Origin of the sequence: Streptomyces sp. R28, from assembly GCF_041052385.1 — a bacterium.
Lineage (GTDB): Bacteria > Actinomycetota > Actinomycetes > Streptomycetales > Streptomycetaceae > Streptomyces.
Genome location: NZ_CP163439.1, coordinates 340,848 through 363,817, shown reverse-complemented (window position 1 = coordinate 363,817; position 22,970 = coordinate 340,848). Strand labels below are relative to the sequence as shown.

Annotated in this window: 21 protein-coding genes; 7 read left to right on the top strand and 14 right to left on the bottom strand. The window is 71.0% G+C overall.

Translation table 11 applies throughout. The features are described 5' to 3' along the window. Positions 1–41 precede the first annotated feature (41 nt). Positions 42–524 (top strand): VOC family protein, encoded by a 483-nt coding sequence (locus AB5J49_RS01550; protein ID WP_369166631.1) that lies wholly within the window; start codon positions 42–44, stop codon positions 522–524. A gap of 7 nt (positions 525–531) precedes the next feature. On the opposite strand, the gene AB5J49_RS01545 is transcribed toward AB5J49_RS01550, so the two are convergent. The 5 genes from AB5J49_RS01545 to AB5J49_RS01525 all read right to left on the bottom strand — a co-directional run bounded on the left by AB5J49_RS01545 (position 532) and on the right by AB5J49_RS01525 (position 6,199). Further along, positions 532–1,434: an SGNH/GDSL hydrolase family protein gene (locus tag AB5J49_RS01545; RefSeq protein WP_369166629.1), complete on the bottom strand. Its 903-nt coding sequence runs from the start codon at positions 1,432–1,434 to the stop codon at positions 532–534. A gap of 118 nt (positions 1,435–1,552) precedes the next feature. Further along, positions 1,553–2,431, bottom strand: a complete 879-nt coding sequence (locus AB5J49_RS01540) for a geranyl diphosphate 2-C-methyltransferase (RefSeq protein ID WP_369166627.1) — start codon at positions 2,429–2,431, stop codon at positions 1,553–1,555. A gap of 50 nt (positions 2,432–2,481) precedes the next feature. After that, positions 2,482–3,543 (bottom strand): family 2 encapsulin nanocompartment cargo protein terpene cyclase, encoded by a 1,062-nt coding sequence (locus tag AB5J49_RS01535; protein ID WP_369166625.1) that lies wholly within the window; start codon positions 3,541–3,543, stop codon positions 2,482–2,484. Between the two features lie 16 nt (positions 3,544–3,559). After that, on the bottom strand, positions 3,560–5,002 hold the full coding sequence (locus tag AB5J49_RS01530; RefSeq protein WP_369166624.1) for a family 2B encapsulin nanocompartment shell protein: 1,443 nt from the start codon (positions 5,000–5,002) through the stop codon (positions 3,560–3,562). Between the two features lie 189 nt (positions 5,003–5,191). Then, entirely contained in the window at positions 5,192–6,199 is a 1,008-nt protein-coding gene (locus AB5J49_RS01525) for a zinc-binding alcohol dehydrogenase family protein (protein ID WP_369175017.1), read from the bottom strand. A 156-nt stretch (positions 6,200–6,355) separates the two neighbouring features. On the opposite strand from AB5J49_RS01525, the gene AB5J49_RS01520 reads away from it, so the two are divergent. Beyond that, a complete protein-coding gene (locus tag AB5J49_RS01520; RefSeq protein WP_369166623.1) occupies positions 6,356–7,156 on the top strand; it encodes a VOC family protein in 801 nt (266 codons plus the stop codon). A 42-nt stretch (positions 7,157–7,198) separates the two neighbouring features. Next, positions 7,199–7,879, top strand: coding sequence for a ribonuclease H (locus tag AB5J49_RS01515; protein WP_369166622.1), 681 nt, complete (start codon positions 7,199–7,201; stop codon positions 7,877–7,879). A gap of 46 nt (positions 7,880–7,925) precedes the next feature. Here AB5J49_RS01515 and AB5J49_RS01510 read toward each other — a convergent pair whose 3' ends face one another. Next, entirely contained in the window at positions 7,926–8,750 is an 825-nt protein-coding gene (locus AB5J49_RS01510; protein ID WP_369166621.1) for a tyrosinase family protein, read from the bottom strand. A 35-nt stretch (positions 8,751–8,785) separates the two neighbouring features. Continuing rightward, the gene (locus AB5J49_RS01505; RefSeq protein ID WP_369166620.1) at positions 8,786–9,172 is read right to left on the bottom strand and encodes a tyrosinase cofactor; all 387 of its coding nucleotides are present in this window, start codon (positions 9,170–9,172) and stop codon (positions 8,786–8,788) included. A gap of 346 nt (positions 9,173–9,518) precedes the next feature. Here AB5J49_RS01505 and AB5J49_RS01500 point away from each other — a divergent pair, with 346 nt between their 5' ends. Beyond that, on the top strand, positions 9,519–10,748 hold the full coding sequence (locus AB5J49_RS01500) for an FAD-dependent monooxygenase (RefSeq protein WP_369166619.1): 1,230 nt from the start codon (positions 9,519–9,521) through the stop codon (positions 10,746–10,748). A 6-nt stretch (positions 10,749–10,754) separates the two neighbouring features. Here AB5J49_RS01500 and AB5J49_RS01495 read toward each other — a convergent pair whose 3' ends face one another. Then, the gene (locus AB5J49_RS01495) at positions 10,755–12,398 is read right to left on the bottom strand and encodes a cholesterol oxidase substrate-binding domain-containing protein (RefSeq protein WP_369175016.1); all 1,644 of its coding nucleotides are present in this window, start codon (positions 12,396–12,398) and stop codon (positions 10,755–10,757) included. Positions 12,399–12,583: 185 nt separating this feature from the next. Between AB5J49_RS01495 and AB5J49_RS01490 the strand changes: the two genes are divergently transcribed. Together AB5J49_RS01490 and AB5J49_RS01485 are read left to right on the top strand one after the other, a co-directional pair. After that, positions 12,584–13,567, top strand: a complete 984-nt coding sequence (locus tag AB5J49_RS01490) for an aldo/keto reductase (RefSeq protein WP_369166618.1) — start codon at positions 12,584–12,586, stop codon at positions 13,565–13,567. A gap of 83 nt (positions 13,568–13,650) precedes the next feature. Next, entirely contained in the window at positions 13,651–14,133 is a 483-nt protein-coding gene (locus AB5J49_RS01485; RefSeq protein ID WP_369166617.1) for a DUF6328 family protein, read from the top strand. 64 nt (positions 14,134–14,197) lie between these two features. Here the strand turns inward: AB5J49_RS01485 and AB5J49_RS01480 are convergent, their stop codons facing one another. After that, the gene (locus AB5J49_RS01480) at positions 14,198–15,241 is read right to left on the bottom strand and encodes a hypothetical protein (protein WP_369166616.1); all 1,044 of its coding nucleotides are present in this window, start codon (positions 15,239–15,241) and stop codon (positions 14,198–14,200) included. Between the two features lie 128 nt (positions 15,242–15,369). Next, positions 15,370–16,341, bottom strand: coding sequence for an LLM class F420-dependent oxidoreductase (locus AB5J49_RS01475; RefSeq protein ID WP_369166615.1), 972 nt, complete (start codon positions 16,339–16,341; stop codon positions 15,370–15,372). Positions 16,342–16,501: 160 nt separating this feature from the next. Between AB5J49_RS01475 and AB5J49_RS01470 the strand changes: the two genes are divergently transcribed. Further along, positions 16,502–17,938: a serine hydrolase domain-containing protein gene (locus AB5J49_RS01470; protein ID WP_369166614.1), complete on the top strand. Its 1,437-nt coding sequence runs from the start codon at positions 16,502–16,504 to the stop codon at positions 17,936–17,938. Here the strand turns inward: AB5J49_RS01470 and AB5J49_RS01465 are convergent, their stop codons facing one another. The 4 genes from AB5J49_RS01465 to AB5J49_RS01450 all read right to left on the bottom strand — a co-directional run bounded on the left by AB5J49_RS01465 (position 17,939) and on the right by AB5J49_RS01450 (position 22,954). After that, positions 17,939–19,582, bottom strand: coding sequence for a serine/threonine protein kinase (locus AB5J49_RS01465; RefSeq protein WP_369166612.1), 1,644 nt, complete (start codon positions 19,580–19,582; stop codon positions 17,939–17,941). It abuts the gene before it with no gap. A gap of 156 nt (positions 19,583–19,738) precedes the next feature. Beyond that, entirely contained in the window at positions 19,739–20,698 is a 960-nt protein-coding gene (locus AB5J49_RS01460) for a threonine/serine dehydratase (protein ID WP_369166611.1), read from the bottom strand. 142 nt (positions 20,699–20,840) lie between these two features. Beyond that, the gene (locus tag AB5J49_RS01455; protein ID WP_369166610.1) at positions 20,841–21,872 is read right to left on the bottom strand and encodes a polyprenyl synthetase family protein; all 1,032 of its coding nucleotides are present in this window, start codon (positions 21,870–21,872) and stop codon (positions 20,841–20,843) included. Then, positions 21,869–22,954, bottom strand: a complete 1,086-nt coding sequence (locus tag AB5J49_RS01450) for a tetratricopeptide repeat protein (protein WP_369166609.1) — start codon at positions 22,952–22,954, stop codon at positions 21,869–21,871. The genes AB5J49_RS01455 and AB5J49_RS01450 overlap by 4 nt, the downstream gene beginning before the upstream one ends. Positions 22,955–22,970: the final 16 nt, after the last annotated feature.

The following is a 22,970-nucleotide window of genomic DNA, read 5'->3' as shown; positions in this document are numbered from 1 at the left end:
TCGACACAGGTGACAGGGTTCCGCACGCCCAGGAGGTACTCATGGCAACCGACGGATTCACCACGTGTCTCTGGTTCGACGGCCAGGCCGAGGAGGCCGCCCACTTCTACGTATCGATCTTCAAGAACTCCAGCGTCGGCAAGCTCGCCCGCTACCCCGAGGGAGCGCCCCAGCCCGCCGGCAGTGTCATGACCGTCGAGTTCACGGCCAACGGCCACAAGTTCCTCGGGCTCAACGGCGGCCCCGAGTTCAAGTTCACCGAGGCGACCTCCTTCATGATCTTCTGCGAGGACCAGGAGGAGATCGACTACTACTGGGCCAAGCTCACCGAGAACGGCGGCGAGCCCGGCCCGTGCGGCTGGCTCAAGGACAGGTACGGCGTGTCCTGGCAGGTCGTCCCGGACCGGCTCCAGGAGATGATCACCGATCCGGACCCCGCGAAGGCGGCCCGCGTGACGGAGGCGTTCATGGCGATGAGCAAGTTCGACATCGCCGCCCTGGACAAGGCCTACGCGGGCGAGTGAGCCCGGCCTACGACTTCTCGCGGATCGCCCGAGTGATCTCCAGGGTGATCCGCAGGATCCCGGGGGAGCGGACCGGACAGGGCTTCGGTGTCGAGGTCGTGGGCGCCAGACAGAAGTGCAGGTAGTCGTCGTCGCGGTGCAGCGCCGTCCGATCGCGGTCCGGCTGAGTGCAGTATCCGGGGTGTTCGCGCTCGTACGCCGTGCACGCCAGGTACTGGACCCAGGAGTAGCGCGCCCCGGCCGCACTCACCGCCTTGCCCGCGTCGGCGACCAGGCCGCCCGAGCCGGCGGCCTGCTCCTCGTAGAGGGCGTTGACGCGCCGGACCCGGTCGGGAGTGATCGGGTCCGGTCCCTGCGAGACCCAGACGATCCGTGCGTCCCCGGCAGCGCCGATCTGGTCGGCGAGCCGCTTCATGTCGGCCGCGTACCGCTCGAAGTACTTCTCGGGGGAGGCGTCGTACGTGATCCCGTCCATGCACGGTGTGTAACCCCACGCATTGCCCCAGAACTGCAGCACCACGAAGTCAGGGCGCAGCCGGCGCACCAGGGCCGCCGCCTTGTCCGCCACCGGGACGAGGGACCGCTTGCCCGTGCCCTCCAGGTAGTCGCACAGGGTGGTTCCCGAGTACGGGGCGCTCGTGTACGTCGCCCGTAGCTCGCGGCGCAGCTCCTGCCCGAGCACCTTCTGCGCCTCCATCGCGAGCGAGTCGCCCAGATACAGCACGGAGGGCGCCTTCGCGGCGGGCGCCTTCGCCGAGGTGCCGGGCGAGGCGGGCGCCCGCTGGTGGGTGGTGGCCGAGGTCTCCGGCACCTCGGGCGGCGCGGCGGCCTCCGGCCCGGAGACCGGGTCTCCGCACGCCCCGAGGAGCACGGCGGTCAGCAACAGCCCGACGATCCACGGCTTGCGCATACGGCAACTCCCGCCCCGGACACCGAAAACGGCTCCCCAGGCAAGCACAGCCGGGACCACGGGGGAAGACCCGCGTCGGCCACGGAACGCCCGTGGCCGACGCGGTCCTGACGGTTGTTCAGACGCGGTCCGCCGCGATCAGCAGATACTGGAAACTGCCGTTCTTGTACGCGGTCAGGAACGTGTCCTCGATGCCCGTCACCAGGTGCTCGGCCTCGCGACGCAGCTCCCAGTAGGGGATGGTCGCCTCGGTGAGGTCCTCCACATGGACCGGGACCAGCCGGTTGCGGGCCATGGCCCGGAAGTACGCCGAGCGTGGGTGGATGTCGCAGATGTAGTGGGCGTTGATGAGCGACACCTCGCGGGAGGCGCGCCCGTAGGTGTCGTTGTAGCAGCCGGTGATCACCGCATAGCGGCCGCCGCGGCGCAGCAGCCGGGAGTGCTCGGCGAACAGCAGGTCCAGCTCGACGTACATCGTGGACTCGTTGTTCCACGACGCCGCGAACTCCCCGGACGGCAGCCCGGTGTCGAGCATGTTGCGGCAGTGGTAGCTGACCCGGTCGTCGATGCCCCGCTTGCGGGCCTGCTCGTTCGCGAACTGGGCCTGCTTGGCGGAGAGCGTGACGCCGTCCGCCCGGCAGCCGTAGCGCAGATGCGCCACCACGCTGCCGCCGCCGCGTCCGCAGCCGGCGTCGAAGACACGATCGGTGGGCGTCAGCGGGCCCAGGTGGGTGGCGAGCAGTTCGGCCTGGGCGTGTTCCAGCCGGTGCAGTTCGGCGGTGATGCGTTCGCTGCGCAGACCGGGATCGGGCTCGTCGAGCACGGAGCGGTCGGCGTGTCCGATGCCGTAGTGGTGGTGGTACAGATCGTCGATCTTTCCGAGTTCGAGGTTGACCGGGTTCTCCTCGGCGTTCCAGTAGTCCGCGACGCGGGTCTGGTACGTGGACTGGGAGGGCACCGGGACGGTCTTGGTGCCGGCTTCGGGGGCGATGGTCAACGGTGACTCCTCGTGCCGTTGTATCTGACGTTCTGTCATTCAGTCGCGCTCTACCAGTAGTTGGGCAGGTGGTAGCGGTGGGAGTTGGTGGCATGCCACTCGTGGTTGCCGGCCACCCAGTCGGACAGCCCTCGCGAGTAGCGCTCCACGAGGGGTGACGTGGCGGACAGCAGGGCCGACTCCTCCTCGAAGGCCTCCATGATCCGGTTGTGGATCTCGACGGCCTTCAGATACGCGGCCTTGAGCCCGCATCGCTCGTTCGCGGCGATGACCTGCGGCAGGTTGAGATGTGTCGGGTCGCTGGCCAGTTCCTTGGTGAAGGAGTACAGGTCGTTGACGATCGTGGTGGCGTTGGCGGCGAGCGCGGTGATGCGCTGGATCTCGGGGCGGGCGTAGACCGCCTCGGGCAGCTCGTAGCCGTCGATGGCGTCGACGATCGACAGACAGGGACGGAAGTTGTTGAACTGCCGCATCACCAGGTACTCCCACACCTGGGGCGTGTACCGGGTCTCGCCCCAGGCCGCCTCGGCCACGTAGCCGAGGTGCAGCCGGGCGAGATCGTGCACGAGCCGGTCGGTCTGGCTGGGCGTGGCGACGACGGCGTAGTCCTTCAGGGCCCAGTGGTACGACCGCAGCGGGCCGTCCCGCTGTATGCCGTGCAGCCACTCCTCCTGCAGCTCCGGTGTGCCGTGGTACGGGTCCAGCGCCGACTGGGCCATGATCAGCCGCCCGCCGAGACCGCTCCTCGACCCGCCCTTGTCCTCGTCCTCCTCGCAGTAGCAGTTGTCGACGATGTTCTCGGCCAGCAGCAGCTTCCCGGCCGCCGTCAGGCGCTCCAGGTCGGCCGCGGCCGGGTGCTGGAGCACCACCGCCCGGCCGAACTGGAACCCCGAGAAGTCCCCCGACCAGGCCTGCGGGAACAGGTCCAGGCGCCGGGCCCAGGCCTCCAGCCTGCGGTCGATCTCCTCGACCTTCTCGGGATCCGCGGGGGCGACCGACCGGTATCTGAGGCCGGGGATCGCACCGCCGCGCCGGGTCCGCACGGTGCGCGCGAGGTTGGGCGGACCGGGCAGCGGCATCGGGGAGGTGGCGGTGGTCGGGGCCGTGCTCATCGGGTGCTCCATGCGGTCACTCGGGGATCCGGCCGATCTGGGCGTTCTCGAGGACTCCGACCGCGTCGGGGACGAGGATCGCCAGTGAGTAGTAGGCGGTGACGAGGTAGCGGATGATCGAGTTGGTGCCGATGCCCATGAACCGCACGTTCAGACCCGGCTGGTGCTCCTCGGGGATCCCGGTCTGGTACAGCCCGATGGCCCCCTGGTCGCCCTCCCCGGTGCGCAGCGCGATGATGCTGCTGGTGTGCTGCGGGCTGACCGGGATCTTGTTGCAGGGGAAGATCGGGACACCGCGCCAGGCGGGGATCTCGTGGCCCTCGACGCTCGCCGTGCCGGGCACCAGACCGCGCCGGTTGCACTGCCGGAAGAACGCCGCGATCGCCTTCGGATGCGCGATGAACAGCTTGGTCTTGCGGCGCATCGACAGCAGCTCGTCCATGTCGTCGGGGGTCGGCGGACCGGTGAAGGTGCTGATGCGCTGCCCGTAGTCGGCGTTGTGCAGCAGCCCGAACTCCCGGTTGTTGACCAGCTCCCACTCCTGGCGTTCGCGGATCTCCTCGATGGTCAGCCTCAGTTGCTGCTCGGTCTGGTTCATCGGGTTGTTGTAGAGGTCGGCGACCCGGGTGTGGACGCGCAGCACGGTCTGGGTGAGGGACAACTCGTACTCGCGCGGGGCGAGGTCGTAGTCCACGTAGCCGCCGTTGAGGGTCGGCTCGCCGATGTGGCCGGCCTGCACCGGGACGTCGGCCTCGCCCTTGCGGTTCATCGGCAGCCTCTGCCGCTCGGCGAAGGCTTCCAGGTGCGCCGCGAGGGACGGCACCCGGTCGGTGAACTCCGTGACCACCGTCCAGGGGAGCACGAGCAGCACGCCGGCGGTCTCCGCCCGCACCGAGCTCAGCCACAGCGGGTCGGGCTGGCCGATGGCCTCGTCGCCGAGCTGGTCGCCGTCGGTGACGACCCCGAGGATCTCCTCCTCGCCGTACTTGCCTTCCGTGAAGCGGGTGAACCGTCCGTGCACGACGAGGTAGGCCTCCGTGACGGGTTGCCCGGCCTCGACGAGCACCTGGCCGGCGCGCACCTCCCGGACCCGGAAGCGGGTGGCGACCTCCCTGAGGACGCCGGTGTCGGAGTAGCCGCGCAGGACCGGCAGTTCGGTGAGTGTCTCGGGGATGACCTTGATGTCGTCGGCACCGTTCTGCTCGAACTGCACCCGGCCGCGGCCGACGCGCAGCTGCAGTCGCCGGTTGACCCGGTAGGTGCCGCCCTTCACGTCCACCCAGGGAAGCATCCGCAGCAGCCAGCGCGAGCTGATGGCCTGCATCTGGGGTTCGGACTTGGTGGTCGTGGCGAGCTGCCGGGCCGCCTGGGTGCTGAGGCTGGTGAGTTGACCGTCGGACTGGGGTTCGGGGTCGGGTTCGTCGATGGTGGGACCGGTGGCGCTGTCCGGTGTGGACACATTTTCTCCAGGGAGGTGAGCGGGCTGGCCATGCGCGTGAACCAGCCAACAGCCGCAGAGACGCCCGGGTCAGGGCGTGAACGGGGCGGCTTCAGGCTCTGGAGGTGACAAACCTGTCGTACGAGGCAGTGGGCACACCGTGAGTGATCCCGCTCCCCTCCCGTGCTCCCACACGCTGCGGCGGGGCGCTCAGGACAGGTCGTTCACCAGCACCGCCGCCCCGTCGAACCGCCCGGCCTTGAGATCCCCGAGCGCCTGGTCGGCCCGCGACAGCGGATAGGGGTGCGTCGTGGCGTGTACGGCGTGCTCGGCGGCGAGCGCCAGGAACTCCCGGCCGTCCTCGCGCGTGTTGGAGGTGACGCTGCGCAGCTGCTTCTCGTAGAAGAGCTCGCTCTCGTAGCGCAGCGCCGGGATGTCGCTGAGGTGGATGCCGGCGATCGCCAGCGTGCCGCCCCGGTCGAGGGCCCGCAGCGCGTACGGCACCAGGTCGCCGACCGGCGCGAACAGGATCGCGCTGTCCAGCGGCTCCGGCGGCATCTCGTACGCGTCGCGCGCCGAGGCGGCCCCCAGGTCGAGCGCCAGCCTCCGCGCGGCCGCGCCCCGCGTCAGCACGTGCACGGTGGCGCCCTCGGCCAGCGCCACCTGCGCGCACAGATGGGCGCTGCCCCCGAAGCCGTACAGTCCGAGCCGTCCGCCCGGCGGCAGTGCCGAGCGCCGCAGCGCGCGGTGGCCGATGATCCCGGCGCACAGCAGCGGCGCGCACGTCACGTCGTCGAGGCCGCCCGGCAGCCGGTAGGCGTACGCGGCCGGTACGGTCGTGTACGGTGCGTAGCCGCCGTCGGCGTCCCAGCCCGTGTACCGCGAGGCCGGGCACAGGTTCTCGGCGCCGCGCGCACAGTAGGCGCAGGTGCCGTCGGTGCGCCGCAGCCAGGCCACCCCCACCCGCTCCCCGACCTCGAAGCCACGCGCCGCCGCCCCGCACCCGGCCACCACGCCGACGACCTGGTGCCCGGGCGTCACACCCGGCCGGTGCACCGGCAGGTCTCCCTCGGTGACGTGCAGATCCGTGCGGCACACCCCGCACGCGTGCACCCGGACCAGCAGCTCCTCGTCCCCCGGCACCGGCACCGGCTTGTCCACCAGCCGCAGCGCCCCCGTCTCGACCGGCCCCGGCGCCACCACCGACCACGCCCGCATCGTCCCGTCCGCCATGCCGTGTCCCGTTCGTCGACCGGCCACCGTCCCGGCCCTTTCCAGTCTGGAGCGGAACGCTGCATTCGGCGCGCGCCCGGCCATTCGGGTGGTTAGCGTGATAATCCGGATAAATCACCGATCCGGAAGAGGGCCGCAGTGATGGCCGTACAACCTGAAGGAACCCCCTGTTGGGCTGACGCGATGTTCAGCGACGTCGAGGGAGCCAAGAGCTTCTACGGTGACGTCCTCGGCTGGACCTTCGGCGAGGCGTCGTCGGAGTTCGGCAACTACACCCAGGCCTACGCGAACGGCAAGGCCGCGGCTGCGGTCGTCCCGCCCATGCCGGGCCAGGAGGTCCAGTCGAAGTGGTGCCTGTACTTCGCCTGCGAGGACGTCGCCGCGACTCCCGCCAGGATCCGTGAGAACGGCGGCGAGATCCTGATGGAGCCGATGGCAGTCGGCGAGTTCGGCAGCATGTGCCTGGCACACGAGCCCAGCGACGCCGTCTTCGGCCTCTGGCAGGCGGGCACCCACGAGGGCTTCGAGGCACCGTCGGACCAGCCCGGCGGGTACTGCTGGGCCGAGGTCTTCACCCGCGAGCCGGAGAGGGCGGACTCGTTCTTCAGCGCCGTGTTCTCCTACAGCCAGCAGCAGATGGAGGACGACGCGATCGACTTCCGCATGTACAACCTCGGCGAGAGCACGGTCCTCGGCCGGATGCGGATGACCGACGAGTTCCCGCCCGAGGTGCCGTCGTACATCAACGTCTACTTCACCGTCGCCGACTGCGACGAGGCCGTCGCGAAGGCCACCAAGCTCGGCGCCGTACTGCGCTTCGGCCCGATGTCCAGCCCCTTCGGCCGGTTCGCGGCGCTCAGCGACCCGCAGGGCGCCAACTTCTCGGTGATAGACGTCACGACGACCGAGGGTGAGATGCCGAAGGTCACGGACGTCCCCTGAGGCATGACCGGACGGCCCGCCGGCCCATGGCATGATCGACGCATGCGTGAACGATTGGTGGCCGCGTGCGACGGGGCTTCGAAGGGAAACCCCGGGCCGGCGGGCTGGGCCTGGGTCGTCGCTGACGAGAAGGAGACCCCGACTCGCTGGGAGGCGGGCCCGCTCGGCAGGGCCACCAACAACGTCGCGGAACTCACCGCACTGGAACGCCTGCTCACGGCGACCGACCCCGGCGTACCGCTGGAGATCCGGATGGACTCGCAGTACGCCATGAAGGCCGTCACCACCTGGCTGCCGGGCTGGAAGCGCAACGGCTGGAAGACGTCCGCCGGCAAGCCGGTCGCCAACCAGGACCTGGTCGTGCGCATCGACGAACTGCTCGACGGCCGCACCGTCGAGTTCCGTTACGTCCCCGCCCACCAGGTCGACGGCGACCCGCTCAACGACTTCGCCGACCGCGCCGCCAGCCAGGCGGCCACCGTGCAGGAGCCCGCGGGCAGCGGCCTCGGCTCACCCGAGCCGCCGCCCTCCCCGGACACCCCGTCGGCCAAGGCCCCGCGCCGCAAGGCCGCGGCGCCCCGGAAGAACGGCACTTCCTCCCACACCATCAAGGCCAAGTTCCCCGGCCGCTGCATCTGCGGCCGCAGCTACGCGGCGGGCGAGCCCATCGCCAAGAACCCCCAGGGCTGGGGCCACCCGGACTGCCGTACCGCCGAGGCCTGAGGGCCGGTCAGGACGGGCGGTCCGCACGGGCGGTCCGTACGGCGTCTCAGGCCGCGTCGAAGGTGTAGTGCACGGTGTGGTCCAGCAGGTCGGCGGGACGCACATCGTTCCAGGGCTTCATCGTGTCGTTGAGGTCGACCACGTTCGGCGTCCCGGCGGCGGGCACATAGCCGGAGCCGGGGTGCCGCCGCTGCCACTCGGCCCACAGCTTGTCGATGTAGGCGTGGTGCAGCCAGAACACCGGGTCGTTGGGCGACATCCCGGTCGCCATCTGCCCGCCGACCCAGACGTGGACCCGGTTGTGCAGATTGACGCCGCGCCAGCCTTCGAGGTGGTTGCGGAAACCGTCCGACCCGCTGTTCCAGGGCGCCATGTCGTACGTCGGCATGGCGAGCACGGACTCCACCTCGGCCCGGGTCGGCAGCTCCCGTACGGCCGTGCCGAGCGAGCGGCGCAGAAACGTACGGCCGTCGACACGCACATTGATCGGCCAGTTGCCGGTCGACGCCGCGAACGGCCCGTCCATCACCTGTCCGTCGCGGCTGCGCCCGGTGCCGCCGAGGAAGTCGGGCGCCCACAGCGAGGACCGTATCGAGCGGTCGGTGCTCCAGTCCCAGTACGGCAGCGCGACCGAGGCGTCCACCTCCTGCAACGCGCGCTCGAACTCGAGCAGGAATCTGCGGTGCCAGGGAAGGAAGGATGGTGAACGGTGGCCGACACGCTCCCCGTTGTCGGTGTCGCCGACGATGAAACCGTTGTGCGTCGTGACGAACGTGTCGTAGCGACCGCTGCGCTTCAACTCCAGCAGGGCGGCGACGAACCGCCGCTTCTCGTCGGCGGTCAGCAGGGCCTGGTTCTTGCGGACAGTCATGAGGTGCGGGTGCTCCAAAGTGCCGGTGGGGCAGGTCAGTTGGCGGGGAAGGGCAGCAGTGCGGCGCCCTGCAGCTCGTCCACGGCGGCGCGGGCGGCGGCGCGCGGGGTGGGCACCGGGTCGTAGTGGCTGACGACGCTGATCCAGCTGCCGTCGGCGTTGCTCATCACATGCAGCTCCACTCCGTCGACGAACACGGCGTAGCCGGCGCCGTGATGCTGGTGGCCGCCCTCCGAGGACGGCCGGCCCTGTATTCGGCGGCCCTTGTAGACCTCGTCGAAGGACGTCGGGGCGTGGTGGTCGTGCCCGGCGGCGGACGCGCCGGCGGCGGACGCGCCGGGTGTGGTGAGCGTCTGGACGCCGGCCGCGGTGGCGAGGGCGGCCGCGGCGGTGAGCGCGCGACGACGGCTGAGTTCCGGCATGCGGACCTCCTGAGTTCGTTCGGTTGACGACTCCGCATGCCTATCGGGTCGGACGAGAGCGGGAGAAATCGGTCGGGAGTGGTTGGCTCCGATCCGGACAAGTCTGCACATGTCGTGCAGAGTTGAACGAAGATGATCTTCCCGTGCGCAGTGCCTCAGGGGGTCGGAAGGGGGAATTCCTTCTCCTGGGAGTCGCGTTTCGGGTGATCCTTCGCGGGCGGGTGTGCCGCCAGTGGCCTGGCTCACCGGTCGAAACTGGCGCGATTCGAAATGCCGCGGCCGAGCCGCTCCGCCTTGCTACCCTGCGAAGTGATATGACCGTTTTAACCCATTACTAGGGGTATGTGTGAAGGTTGCCTGCGTCGGAGCCGGGCCTGCCGGCCTGTATCTCTCGATCCTGCTGAAGCTGCGGGACCCGTCCCACGACATCACCGTCTACGAGCGCAACCCGGAGGGCTGCACCTACGGCGGGGGTGTCACCTACTGGCACGGACTGCTCGACAAGCTGCACAAGCACCACCCCGCGTCCGCTCGCGCCATCGAGGAGAGCTCGATCCGCTGGAACGAGGGCGTCGCCCACGTCCGGGGCCGGACGGCCCGCTGCTCCGGTGACACGGGGCACGGCATCGGCCGCCACCGGCTGCTGGAGATCCTCGCCGGACACGCCCGCTCGCTGGGTGTACGGCTGGAGTTCGAGCGCGAGATCTTCCCGGAGAAGCTGCCCGCCGCCGACCTGGTCGTGGCGAGCGACGGCATCCAGAGCACCCTGCGCACCCAGTACGCCGACCACTTCGGTACCCAGGCCAGGCGTGGCCGCAACCGCTACATCTGGCTCGGCACCAGCAAGGTCTTCGAGGCCTTCACCTTCGCCTTCGTCGAGACCGGCCACGGCTGGATCTGGTGCTACGGCTACGGCTTCAGCCCCGAAGGCAGCACCTGTGTCATCGAATGCGCCCCCCGGACCTGGACCGGCCTCGGCCTCGACACCGCGAACGAGGCCGACGCGGTGGCCCTGCTGGAGAGGGTCTTCGCCGGCGTCCTCGACGGCCACCCCCTTGTCGACGGCCACCCCCATGTCGGCGGCTCCGGCGCCGACGGCGGCGCCCAGTGGCGGACCTTCCGCACCCTCACCAACCGCACCTGGCATCGCGACAATCTGGTCCTCATCGGCGACGCCGCCCACACCACCCACTACTCCGTCGGCGCCGGCACCACCCTTGCCCTGGAGGACGCCATCGCGCTCGCCGACGCACTGCACGAGCACGCCGCCCTCCCGCAGGCCTTCGCCCGCTACGAACAGGAGCGCAAGCAAGCCCTGTTGCCCGTCCAGAGCGCGGCCCGCTACAGCGCCGAGTGGTACGAGAACCTGCCCCGCTACATCCACCTGCCCCCGCAGCAGATGTTCGCCCTGCTCGGTCAGCGCCACTCGCCCCTGCTGCCCTACGTGCCGCCCCAGCTGTACTACCGGATCGACAGGGCGGCCGGGCAGGTGGAGGCGTTGCGGCGCCTCAAACGCCGGCTCGGGCCGAAGGTCGCACGCACCGTGCAGGCCAGGGCGCTGGCCTCCCGCAAATAGCCGCACTCACCGGAACAACCGGTCGAGGAAGGCGTTGCCGAACACGCCGTGCGGGTCGAGCCGGTCCAGTACCCCGGCCGCCCGCCCCCACACGTCCTCCCCGAAGGAGCCGGGCACGACCGCATCCAGCACCTCGACGTCGCTCCAGGCACTGTCCCGCGTGTAGGCCCAGCCCTTCGACCACTCGACGCGGGTCATGGCGTACTCGCCGTCGAAGGTGCGCAGCAGGAACCGCTCGATCTGGCTGAGGAAAGCCTCCGCGTACGGCGTTCCCGGCAACGACAGGATGTTCAGCCACACGACCGTGTCCCACTCGGGTCGGTCGTCGCGCGGCCCGAGCGCCGACAACAGTGGGGTCCGCGCCCCGTCCACGCCGACGTCCGCCGCGTCGTCGAGACCGGTGATCCGGATCTCCACCGAGCCGTTGACCGGGAATCGGCCCCGGTCGGCGTACGCAGTGAGCCGTTCCCGGTAGAAGGCGGTGAACTCGGCGACGACGCGCTGCACTTGGGCCCGGCTGGTGAGCACCGCGTACCCGTTCGTGGCTATCCTCAGCGTCGTCGGCCGCAGGTACAGCAGCGTGTTCTTGGACGGCCCCCAGATGTCCGCCGACAGCGTCGCCACCAGCCCGAGCGCGGCCACGTCGTACTGTGCGTTGCCGAGCACCGGCGCCAGATACCAGGCCCCCTCCGACACCATGCGTCCGACCAGGTCCGCCACCGGGGTCGGGACATTGTCGGAGAACGGGTAGTTGTACGGCGTCGTCACGTGCCGCGAGGTCAGCGGCCGGGTGGGGGAGACGCTCCACACCTTCAGCCACGGGAACTCGGTGAAGGCGAACCAGATCGCCTCGACGCGCCCGGCCCGGTCCAGGAAGCTCGCCAGGGTGCGTCCGCCGGTGCCGGGCGAGGCGAAGAGTTCCCCGGCCGGGATGTCCGTACGGCTGACGCACCGCAGGCCGGTGTTCGCGCCCGCGCGCAGTACGACCTCGGTGACCAGGGAGCGGCCGAGATGGGTGAGCAGCGCGGCGCAGTCCGCCTCGTCGCGGTCGTACGTCCGCAGCACGTAGGCGCCGCTGTCCTCGTCCCAGACGACGGCCGTCAGCGACAGCACGAGATTGCTCAGCGAGCCGTACGTGTGCCCGGTCGGCCGCTGTTCGCCGCGCGCCGGTACGGCGGTGCCGTGCGCGCCGATGGCGAGGGCGCCGCCCAGGGTGAGGTTGCCGGGAGCGGGCGCGGCGGTGACGCCGAGGCCGTGCTCCTCCAGGTAGGTGAGCAGGGCCTCCAGGGTGACGCCGGTGCCGGCGCGTACCGAGGTCGGCGACTCCAGCGACAGGCCGGTGAGATGAGAGGCGGTGTCCACGAGGAGGACCGGCGCGTCCGACTCCGTGCCCTGCGTGACCGTCAGCGGTGACCAGCCGTGCGAGGCACCCCGGGCGCGGACTCTCCAGCCGTGCCGCCAGGCCCAGTTGACGACGGCCACGGTCCGGGCGGGGTCGGCCGGTGCGCAGGCCCACAGTCCGGCGGCGGTGATCTCGCCGACCCAGTTGCGGTACGCGGAGCGGTACAGCGCCACATCCGCCGGGAAATCCGGCAACTCCTGTGCCGCGACGGCCGGATCCGCCGGGAGGAGAGTCGGTACGGCGGCCATGGCGGCGGCGGTGCGGAGGAAGCCCCTGCGGCTGAAGTCGTCGGTCACGGGTTCACGCTAGGTACGGGCTTGACAGACGCCACCGGCCTGTCGAGGCGATTCACTCGTGTGAGTGAAAGATTCACAGGTAACCACGCGGAGGGGCCCGTTCCGCGCACCTGCATGACGGATGACACACTGACGCCATGGACGAGCGTGTAATCGGTAGGTCGGGTCAGCGGGCATCTGTCGTCGGTCTCGGTACGTGGCAGCTGGGCGCCGACTGGGGAGACGTCGACGACAAGGAAGCCCTGGCGGTGCTGGAGGCGGCGGTCGAGTCAGGGGTGACCTTCTTCGACACGGCCGACGTGTACGGCGACGGGCGCAGCGAGCAGACCATCGCCACGTTCCTGCGCGCCAGGCCCGAGCTGGACATCTTCGTGGCGACCAAGATGGGCCGCCGCGTCGACCAGATCCCCGAGAACTACGTTCTCGACAACTTCCGCGCCTGGAACGACCGTTCCCGGCGCAACCTCGGCGTGGACCGCCTCGACCTGGTCCAGCTGCACTGCCCGCCGACGCCGGTGTACTCGACGGACGAGGTGTTCGACGCGCTGGACACCCTGGTCGAGGAGGAGCGCATCGCCCACTACGGCGTCAGCGTGGAGACCTGCGAGGAGGCGCTGACCGCGATCGCCCGCCCCGGCGTCGCGAGCGTGCAGATCATCCTCAACCCGTTCCGGATGAAGCCCCTGCGTCAGGTGCTGCCCGCCGCCGAGCAGGCGGGCGTCGGCATCATCGCCCGTGTCCCGCTGGCCTCCGGCCTGTTGTCGGGCAAGTACACCAAGGACACCGTCTTCGCCGCGAACGACCACCGCACCTACAACCGGCACGGCGAGGCCTTCGACCAGGGCGAGACCTTCTCCGGCGTCGACTACGCGTCGGGTGTGGAGGCGGCCGTCGAGTTCGCCGCCCTCGCCCCCGAGGGCTTCACGCCGGCCCAGCTGGCGCTGCGCTGGATCATCCAGCAGCCGGGCGTGACCACGGTGATCCCGGGCGCCCGTTCGCCCGAGCAGGCCCGCGCCAACGCGGCCGCCGCCGCGCTGCCGGAGCTGTCCGACGCGACGCTCGCCGCGATCGAGGACCTCTACGACCGGCGCATCAAGGACCAGGTCGAAAACCGCTGGTAGACCCGTACGGCTCCGGGGGCGGCCACCCCGGAGCCCTGGGGCCCGCTCGTTTGAGTGTTCAGCGCCGGGGTTACCCGGCCCGCATGACCGAGAAGGAAAGACGGACCGGACGCGACGAGACCGAGGACGAGCGGGCCGACCGTATGTGGGGCGAGCTCATCCAGGAGGTCCGGGTGGCCCAGATGGGCGTCCAGATCCTGTTCGGCTTCCTGCTCACCGTCGTCTTCACGCCGAAGTACGACACCCTCGACGACACGGACCAGTCCATCTACATCGTGACGGTGGTGCTGGGTGCCGCCGCCACCGGCGCGCTGATCGGCCCCGTCTCCCTGCACCGCCTGGTGTCGGGGCGGCGCATCAAACCGAAGGCGGTGGAGTGGGCCTCCCGGCTGACCTTCGTCGGCCTGGTCCTGCTCCTCGCCACGACGGCGTGCTCGCTCCTGCTGATCCTGCGGGTCGCCACCCACGACGGCTTTGTGCCCTGGCTGGTATCGGGGGTGGTCCTCTGGTACCTCACGTGCTGGTTCGCGCTGCCGCTGTGGACACGCCACCGCTACACAGAGTGAGCGGTGGCGTGTCGGCGGAGCGGCGTGAGCGCGGACGGGGCTGCCGTCGGCGGTACGAGGACGGCTACTGCTGCCGCGCCGTGCCTCCCTGCGCCCCGCGCAAGGCCGCGATGCACGTGGAGATGGCCTGCTGGAGCTCCTCCAACTGCTGGACCATGTCGTCCTCGACGAACTCCTGCACATCGTCGAAGGTCAGCTCCTCGAAGACCTTCGTCGCCTTCTGCAGGCTGCTGTAGAACTTCGTCCGCTGCTCCTGCACACGCAGCTCGGGGTCGGCCTCCACCGCCTCGGCGACGAGCGACTTCATCGCGCCGTAGGCCTCGGTGGCCCACTCGCCGGTGTCCTCGTCGTCCTCCAGCTCGTCGATCAGCGACAGGTGCCGCTCGGCCTCCTGGCGGAGGTCGACGGGCGCGTCGACGGTCTGCCCCGCGGGGGTCTTGATCTGGCCGGACTCGGCGATCTGGCGGACGTAGTCGATCCGGTCGACCGCCCGGCTCTCACTGGCGACGGCCTTCTTCAGGTCGTCGGTGCGTACGACGTCCCGCGCCAACTCGGCCTGAAGGTCGGGGTCCTCGAGGACCCGGTCGAGGAGCGCCTGGCGGGCCGCGCGAGCGGTCGAGGGGTCGGCGAGGATCGCGGCGCGCAGCGCGGTGGGGTTCTCGGCGACCTCCAGGGCCTTCGTCGGGCGGATGCCCTCGGCCTCGGCGGCCTCGGTGATGGCGGTGCCGCGCTCGGAGGTGGCGCTGTTGCGGGAGACGTAGTAGCTGAGCCACACGTCGGCGTCCGGCAGCTCCACCTCCTGGCCCGGCGCGAGCGCCTCGAACTGCGGGACGAGGCCGTCGTCGGCGGCCCGGTCCCAGGCCTTGTAGTAGCGCATGACGCGCTCGGGGGAGCAGCCGGCGAGCTCGGCGAACTCCTTCGCGGACACCTTCGGCGTCTCGCCCGCGCTCTGCCCGCCGGGCCGCACGCTGCGCGCCACCATCAGGCCGAAGGCCCACCCTCCGGTCCGCGCGTAGACCCCGAACTCGCGCGCGTCGCGCGCGACGAGATCGGACAACGGGGCCTCGGGCGTGGGGGACGTCTCGGGCGGGACGAACGCCAGTGTCACGGATGACTCTCCTGTAGGGACTGCATGGAGCGACTGCTTGGGCGGCAGAAGTGCAGACCAGCAGCCTATGGCACCCGCGGACCTCGCTCTCGAGGTCTGCGGCGTCACCCGGTGCGGTGCGCGTGCGGTCAGGCGAGAGCGTCCCGCAGCGCGGGCAGCAGCGTCTTCTCCGCCCAGTCGAGATACGGCAGCTGCGTCTCGCCCCCGATCTGGACCAGGGCGATCTCGGTGAAGCCCGCCTCGGCGTACGGGCGGACGGCCTCGACGAAGGCGTCCGGGTCGTCGCCGCACGGGATCGAGTCGGCGACGTCGTCCGGGGTGACGAACTGGGTCGCCGCCTCGAAGGAGTCCGGGTGCGGCAGCTCCGAGTTGACCTTCCAGCCGCCGCCGAACCAGCGGAACTGGGAGTGGGCACGCTTGATCGCGGTGTCCCGGTCGGGGTCGTAGCACACCGGTAGCTGCCCCACCCGCGGCTTGCCCTCGCCGCCGTGCCGGTCGAACGCGGCCAGCAGCTCCGCCTTGGGCTCCGTGGCGATCACCAGGTCGCCCAGCCTGCCCGCGAGCTCGCAGGACTGGTCCCCGGAGACGGCGATGCCGAGGGGCGGCGGCTGGTCCGCCAGGTCCCACAGGCGGGCCGACTCGACGTCGAAGTGCGTGCCGCGACGGTTCACATGACCGCCCTTGAAGAGCGCCCGGATGATCTCCACGGCCTCCTCGAACATCTCGTGGCGTACGTCCACGGACGGCCAACCGCCGCCCACGACATGCTCGTTGAGGTTCTCGCCCGAGCCGAGCCCGAGCCGGAACCGGCCCTCGGACAGCAGCTGCATCGTGGCCGCCTTCTGCGCCACCACCGCCGGGTGGTAGCGGAACGTCGGACACGTCACGTAGGTCATCAGCGGGATCCGCGACGTGGCCTGGGCGGCCGCGCCCAGCACACTCCAGGCGTACGGTGAGTGACCCTGTGAACGCAGCCACGGAAAGTAGTGGTCCGAGGTCACGGAGAAGTCGAAGCCCACCTCCTCGGCGCGGACCAGGTGGTCCACCAGCTCACGGGGGCCGGCCTGCTCGGTCATCATCGTGTATCCGATCTGCACCATGGGGGCCGAGTCCCCGGACACGGGTGTTGAAAACGGGACGGACGGGGCGGGGCTCCAGCTGACCGCGAGGGGCAGGGTGCACGGTCCTGAGGGACAGGGTGCACGGTCCGGGGTGCCAAACGTCTCGATCATCGCCCGGGCATCGGGAGAGGATGCGCGTATGTCTGCCCGCCCGTTGCCCTTGAGCCCCCCCGCCGCCCAAGGCGTCGACGCCTCCGGTGTCCTCGCCTTCCTCGACGCCCTCGACGCCGCCCCCGACATCGAGCCGCACAGCCTGATGATCCTGCGGCACGGCCACCTCGTGGCCTCCGGCTGGTGGGCGCCGTACGCCCCCGAACGCCCGCATCTCCTCTACTCGATCAGCAAGAGCTTCACCGCCACCGCCGCCGGGATCGCCGCAGGCGAGGGCCTGATACGGCTCGACGACCCGGTGATCTCGTACTTCCCCGAACTCGAGGCCGACATCACCCATCCGCGCAGCCGCGCGATGCTCGTGCGGCATGTGGCGTCCATGGCCAGCGGGCACGAGACCGACACGATCCTCGCGGCGCGCGAACTCGACCGCGAGGACCTGGTCCGCGGGTTCCTCCTGGTACCCCCGTCCCGCGACCCAGGCACCGTCTTCGCGTACAACCAGACCGCCACCTTCACGCTCGCCGCCATCGTCCAGCGCGTGAGCGGCCAGTCGCTGACCGAGTACCTCCGGCCCCGCCTGCTCGATCCGCTCGGCATCGGTGAGGTCGCGTGGCTGTGTGACCGCAGCGGCCGGGAGCTCGGCTTCAGCGGACTGCACGCCACCACCGACGCGATCGCCCGGCTCGGCCAGCTGTATCTGCGGGGCGGGGTCTGGGAGGGCGAACGGCTGCTGCCCGAGTGGTGGGTGACCGAGGCGACGAGCCCGCAGATCTCGAACGCCGGTGTCATGCCCGGGGGCGACTGGCAGCGGGGCTATGGCTTCAAGTTCTGGATGTCCCGGCACGGTTACCGCGGTGACGGTGCGTTCGGTCAGTTCTGTGTGGTGCTGCCCGAGCAGGACGCCGTGATCGCGACGACCGCGGACACCTGGGACATGCAGGGCCTGCTGAACCTGGTCTGGGAGCATCTGCTGCCCGCGTTCCGGCCCGCGCCCCCGACCGGCGGCGGGGAGGCGGACGTGGCCCTGGCGGAGCGGCTCGCGGGCCTCGCGCTGCCGCCCGCCGTCGGCAAGCCCGCACCTCCCGAGCGGGCGGAGCAATGGTCCGGAGCCGCGTTCACGCCGGACGACGGTGTCCGCGCGCACCTGCCCAAGCTGACCGCGATCGACCTCACGCCCGGCACGGACGGCTGGATGCTGACGCTCACCGAGGACGGTCACCCGCTTCGGCTGCGACTCGGGGACGCCGACTGGACCGTCACCGAGGAGCCGGTGCCCACCGCGCTCAGCGGCGGCTGGACCGACCCGGACACCCTCGTCGTGGACATCGCCTTCCTGGAGACCCCGCACCACCTGGACGTGACGTGCTCGCTCAAGGACCGGACGTTCACGGCGCGTTGGCGCACCACCCCGCTGCACCGCCGGCCCCTGCGCGCGATGGGCGCACCTCGCGCGTCGGCCTGATCAGTGCTCGGGCACCCGGAAGGTCCGCAGGAAGACGTCCAGGGCCTCCCGGTTGGCGGGGTCCTCCCAGTCGGCCTCCGGAGTCGTCCAGCGCAGTGAGTAGCCCCGGTGATCATCGATGAGGAAGCCGCGGCCGAAGGTGCGGACACGGACGCCGTCCTGGTCCGCGAGCCACTCCATGTCGGCGGCCTCGTATCCCTGGTACGTGGTCGCCTCGATCTCGCCGATCCGCTGGAACCCGCCCTGCTCCTCCAGGTCGGGTTGGACGTCGTCGCGCCAGATGGCGACGGGGTCCGATCCAAGCGCCTCGCTGTAGGTGACGGCCAGCTTGCGCGCATCGCCGTCGGCGCTGAAGAAGACGCGGTAGGCCAGGTCCGAGGAACGCTGGGTGCGCAGCGGCTGCCAGTCCTCGGGCAGGGCGACGGAGAAGCCGTCCGGTGACTTGTACGTCGCGTAGCCGGGCGGCGGGGCCGTGCCCGACGGGGATGCGGTGGGCGTCTCCGCCTCTGTCGCTTCCTTCGTAGGGGACGAGCTGGGGGACGAGCTGGGGGGCGAGCTGGGCGCTGAGCTGGGCGTCGAGCTGGGCGTGGCAGTGGGGGGAGGACCGGTGGGCGCCTCGGTCGAGGCGGACGGGCCGGGCGCCGTGTCCGCCGCCGACGAGCCCGAGTCGTCCGGTCGGCTGTTGGTCACGACCAGGACGGCGGCGGCGACGGTGACCACGGCGAGGGCGGTGCCGACGACCATGGCGCGTCTGCCCCAGCCCGGTCCCGCGGAGTACAGACCGCGCAGGCGGGGGCCTGACTGCGCCCGCAGGGCAGCCTCGGGCTCCTCGTTGAGCACGCGAACGAACGCGTCGCGGACCACCGGTCGGCTCAGCCGGTCCCGTGAGTCCTTGCGCAACAGCCCCTGCACGGCCTGGGTGAGCGGCCCGGCACGCACCGGCGCGCGCAGCGGAAGCCGGTCCACGCCCTTCAAGGTGGCCTCGGGCCGGTCCCGTTCCCGATACGGCGGGCGGCCCTCGACCATCGTGTAGAGGATCGCGCCGAGCGCCCACAGATCCGACGCCGGCCCGATGCGCTCGTCACGGGCCTGTTCCGGGGACGCGTACGACGGTGCCGCGACCCGGGGTGCGAGGGTCGCGCCGGCCAGTCCGAAGCCGGTGACCACGACGGAGCCCTCGTCGCTCACGAAGACTTGGCCCGGGCTCAGCTCGCCGTGGGTGATGCCCGCGACGTGCGCGGCCTCCAGCACGTCCAGCAGCTCGAGGCCGATGCGCGCCGCCCGCACATGGTTGAACGTGCCCTGCTGGGTGAGGAGTTCGCCCAGGGGCGTGCCGTCGATCCACTCGGCGACGATCCACAGGCTGCCGGACTCCTCGACGGCGTTCAGGACGCTCGCGACCCGGCCCGGACGCAGCAGCCCCATCCGCTCGGACGCCCGCAGGATCCGGGAGGTGGCCCGGCGCCCTTCCTCGGGGCATGGGTCGTCGGGGAGCCCGATCTGGGTGAGGAGGCATGGACGTTGGGTTTCGATGTCCTCGCCGTAGTAACTGACGCGGTTCGTCTCGCGATGGACGACATCGACGAGCCGGTACCTTCCCGCGACCAACTCGGCTGTGGAGACACGCGCCTTGACCATGGTCATCCCTCGCTGAACCCCTGGCTCTCATTTCTCACAGGAAGTACGAGAGGTGCGACGGGAAGCGTTCAACGAAAACCTCAACTAAAGGGCCTTTCTTTCCCTTTGCTTCTTACGCGTGAGTAAGAATCCGGAAAACCACGGAAATTGAGCCAGCGGGCTTCAGAGCAGACCGAAATCCGTCGCCCAGCGCAGCACGTCCCCGGTCGTCGCGTTGCCCCCGCACACCACCAGCCCCAGCCGGGCGCCGTCCCCGACCCGCTCCACCACGCGCCGGGCCGCGGGCAGCAGACAGCCGGCGGCCGGCTCCGCCCACACCTTGGCGTGTTCGGCGAGGTCGAGCACGCCCCGCACCGCCTCCCGGTCCGGGACCACGAGCACCTCGTCGACCAGGGCGGACACATGGTCGTACGTCAGTTGCGACACGGCCGGCGCACTCAGCGTCGACACGATCGACGACAGCGCCACCGGCACCGGCCCGCCCGCCGCCAGCGCCTCGGACATGGCCTCCGCGCCCTCGGTCTCCACACCCCAGATCCGCACGTCGGGACGTCGGGCCCGCAGCGCCACCGCGACGCCGGCGATGAGTCCGCCGCCCCCGACGCTGACGAGCACGTCCGTGAGGTCACCGGCGTCGTCGGCGAGCTCCAGCCCGACCGTGCCCTGGCCGGCGATCACCAAGGGGTCGTCGAAGGGGTGGACGAGCGTCAGCCCCTCGTCGCGCAGCCGGGTGACGAGCGAGAACGCGCCGTCCATGTCCTCCGTCAGCCGCACCGACGCCCCGGCGTCCTCGACCATCCGGATGGAGCGGGCGGGCGCTGTACGCGGCATCACCACGGTGGCCTTCACATCGTGGACGGCGGCCGTCATCGCCAGGGCGATTCCGTGATTGCCGCCGCTGACCGCCACGACCCCGGCGGCGCGCTGGGTGTCGCTGAGCGACAGCAGCTTGGCCGTAGCGCCGCGGGCCTTGAACGAGCCGGTGCGCTGGAGGAGTTCGAGTTTGGCCGTGACCGGAACGCCGAGGAGGGCCGACAGGCCGGGGCTGGGTACGGTCGGGGTGAGTACGACGTGTGCGGCGATGAGGTCGGCCGCGGCTTCGACGTCCGAGATCCCGATCAAGGCAGTCACCTTTCCGGCGTGGGGGTGCGACGGACCACGCCGCTTCGCACACTGACGCGGCTGGTGACGCCGGTCAACTCGGTTTCGCTGCGAGCGGCATGGCGACGCGAAGTTCACCACCGTACGGCTGTGAACTGTGCCTTCACAGATCGCGTCGTACGAGGAAGTCGAGCAGCGCCCGCAGCTCCCCGGCGGCTCTCGCCTCCAGCGGTACCTCGGCGAGGGCCGCCTGCACGGCGGTCACCTGGCGCCGCGCCTGCGCCAGGGCGGCCGAGCGGCCCCCCGACTCCTCGATCAGCGCGGCCGCCTCGGCGGGGTCGGCGTCCGACTCCAGGAGCGCGCTGAGACGATCGGCGGCGGGGGAGTCGAGCGCGGCCAGCACGGGGAACGTCTTCTTGTGCTCCCGCAGATCGCCGTACACCGGCTTGCCGGTGACGGCGGGGTCGCCCCAGATGCCCAGCAGATCGTCGACCACCTGGAAGGCGATGCCCAGATGCCGGCCGGCCCGGTCGAGCGCGGCGACGGTCGCGGGCGGTGCACCGCCGAGCAGAGCGCCCAGCGCGGCCGCACAGCCCAGCAGGGAGCCCGTCTTGTGCTCGGCCATCGTCCGGTACTCGTCCGGCCGCACCCGCTCCGGTCCCGTCCAGGGACGCGTGGCGAACAGCAGGTCGTCCGCCTGCCCGCGCACCAGGTCCTGCAAGGCGACCGACAGCAGCCGTACGGCCTGCGGGCCCGCCGCTTCCACGGCGAGCGTCTCGACCGCGAGCGCGAACAGCGCGTCCCCGGCGAGAACCGCCGGTCCCGTGCCGTACGCCGCCCACACGGTGGGGCGGCAACGCCTGGACGTGTCGTCGTCCATGATGTCGTCGTGCAGCAGGGAGAAGGCGTGCACCAGCTCCACCGCGACCGCCCCGGGCACCGCGACACTCCCGGGCGCACCGGACGCCTCGGCCCCGAGAACCGCCAGCGCCTGCCGTACGCCCTTCCCGCCGGACGCCGCGGCCGGCGCGCCGCCCACCTCGCACCAGCCGAAGGAGTACGCGGCCATCTCACCGACCCACGGATGCGTCCGCCCCACCGCCTCCCGCAGGGCGGGCCGCACCAAGGCGCGGCAGCGGTCGAGGACTTGGCGGGCGTCCGCCGGCGCCTGTACTGCGGAGGGGAACGTCGTCACCGTACGGACACCGCCCCGGCGCCCACCTCGGCATGCTCGGCAGGGTTTTCCGCATCCTCCATGGCGCAGAACTCCTCCTGCGCCCGCGCCACCATCTCCCGGGCGTGCCGCAGTCCGATCCGCTCCAGCACCCCTGCCAGTTCGGCCAGTTCGGCGGCGGTCTCGGCGCGGTCGCGTCCCAGCCGGGCCCGCGACTTGGCGAGCCCCAGCCGCGACAGCGCCTCCCCGCGCGGCTCACTCATGGCGCGGAACTCCGCGAGCGCCTGCTCGTACAGGTCCCGGGCTTCGGCGTAGCGCCCGGCGCGGTAGAGGACGTTGCCGCGCATCTTGTGGTTGTAGGCCAGCGCGCTGGAGAGCTTCATCGCACGGCACGTCGTCTCCGCCTCGGACAGCAGGGCCAGCGCCCGCTCGGCGTCGCCGTCGCGCACCGAGACGATGTCCGCGAGCCCACGCAAAGCCCAGGCGTGGCCACGCCGGTCGTCGGCACGCGCGGCGATCTCGGCCGCCTCCTCGAACAGGGCGTACGCGGTGTCGTACGACCCGGTGTTGCGATGGATCTGGGCTATGCCCTCCAGCGCCCACACCGTGTGCCGCGCCTCGCCACGCCGCCGGGCCTCGGCCAGCAGCTGCTCGTGCAGCCGGCGGACGGCCTCGTAGTCGCCCTGGATCCGGCCGGTCTCCGCCAGACCGGCCAGCGAGTAGCCGCGTACGACGATGTCGCCGCCGCGCTCGCCGAAGTCCGCCGCGAGCTGGAGCAGCCGCCGGGCCAGCGGGAACGCGCCGCGTTGCCGGGCCAGCGTGCCGCCGCTCCACAACGCCCACGCCATCGCCGCGGTGTCGCCGGCCTCCCGGGCGGCGCGGTAGCTCGCCTTCCACGCCCGGTCCGCGTCCCCGACCTGCCCCAGCCGGCGATGCGCCTCGGCGACCGCGAGCCCCGAGCGCGCCGCCTCGCCGTGCTGCCCGGTCCGCTCGGCCGCCTGCAACTGCTCGGTACCGGCGGCCAGTACGTCGGTCAGCGAGGAGTTGACGGACAGCGTGGTCAGGGCGCCCTGATACTCCGGGGCGAATGCCTTGCCGTACATGGATTCCTCTCGATCC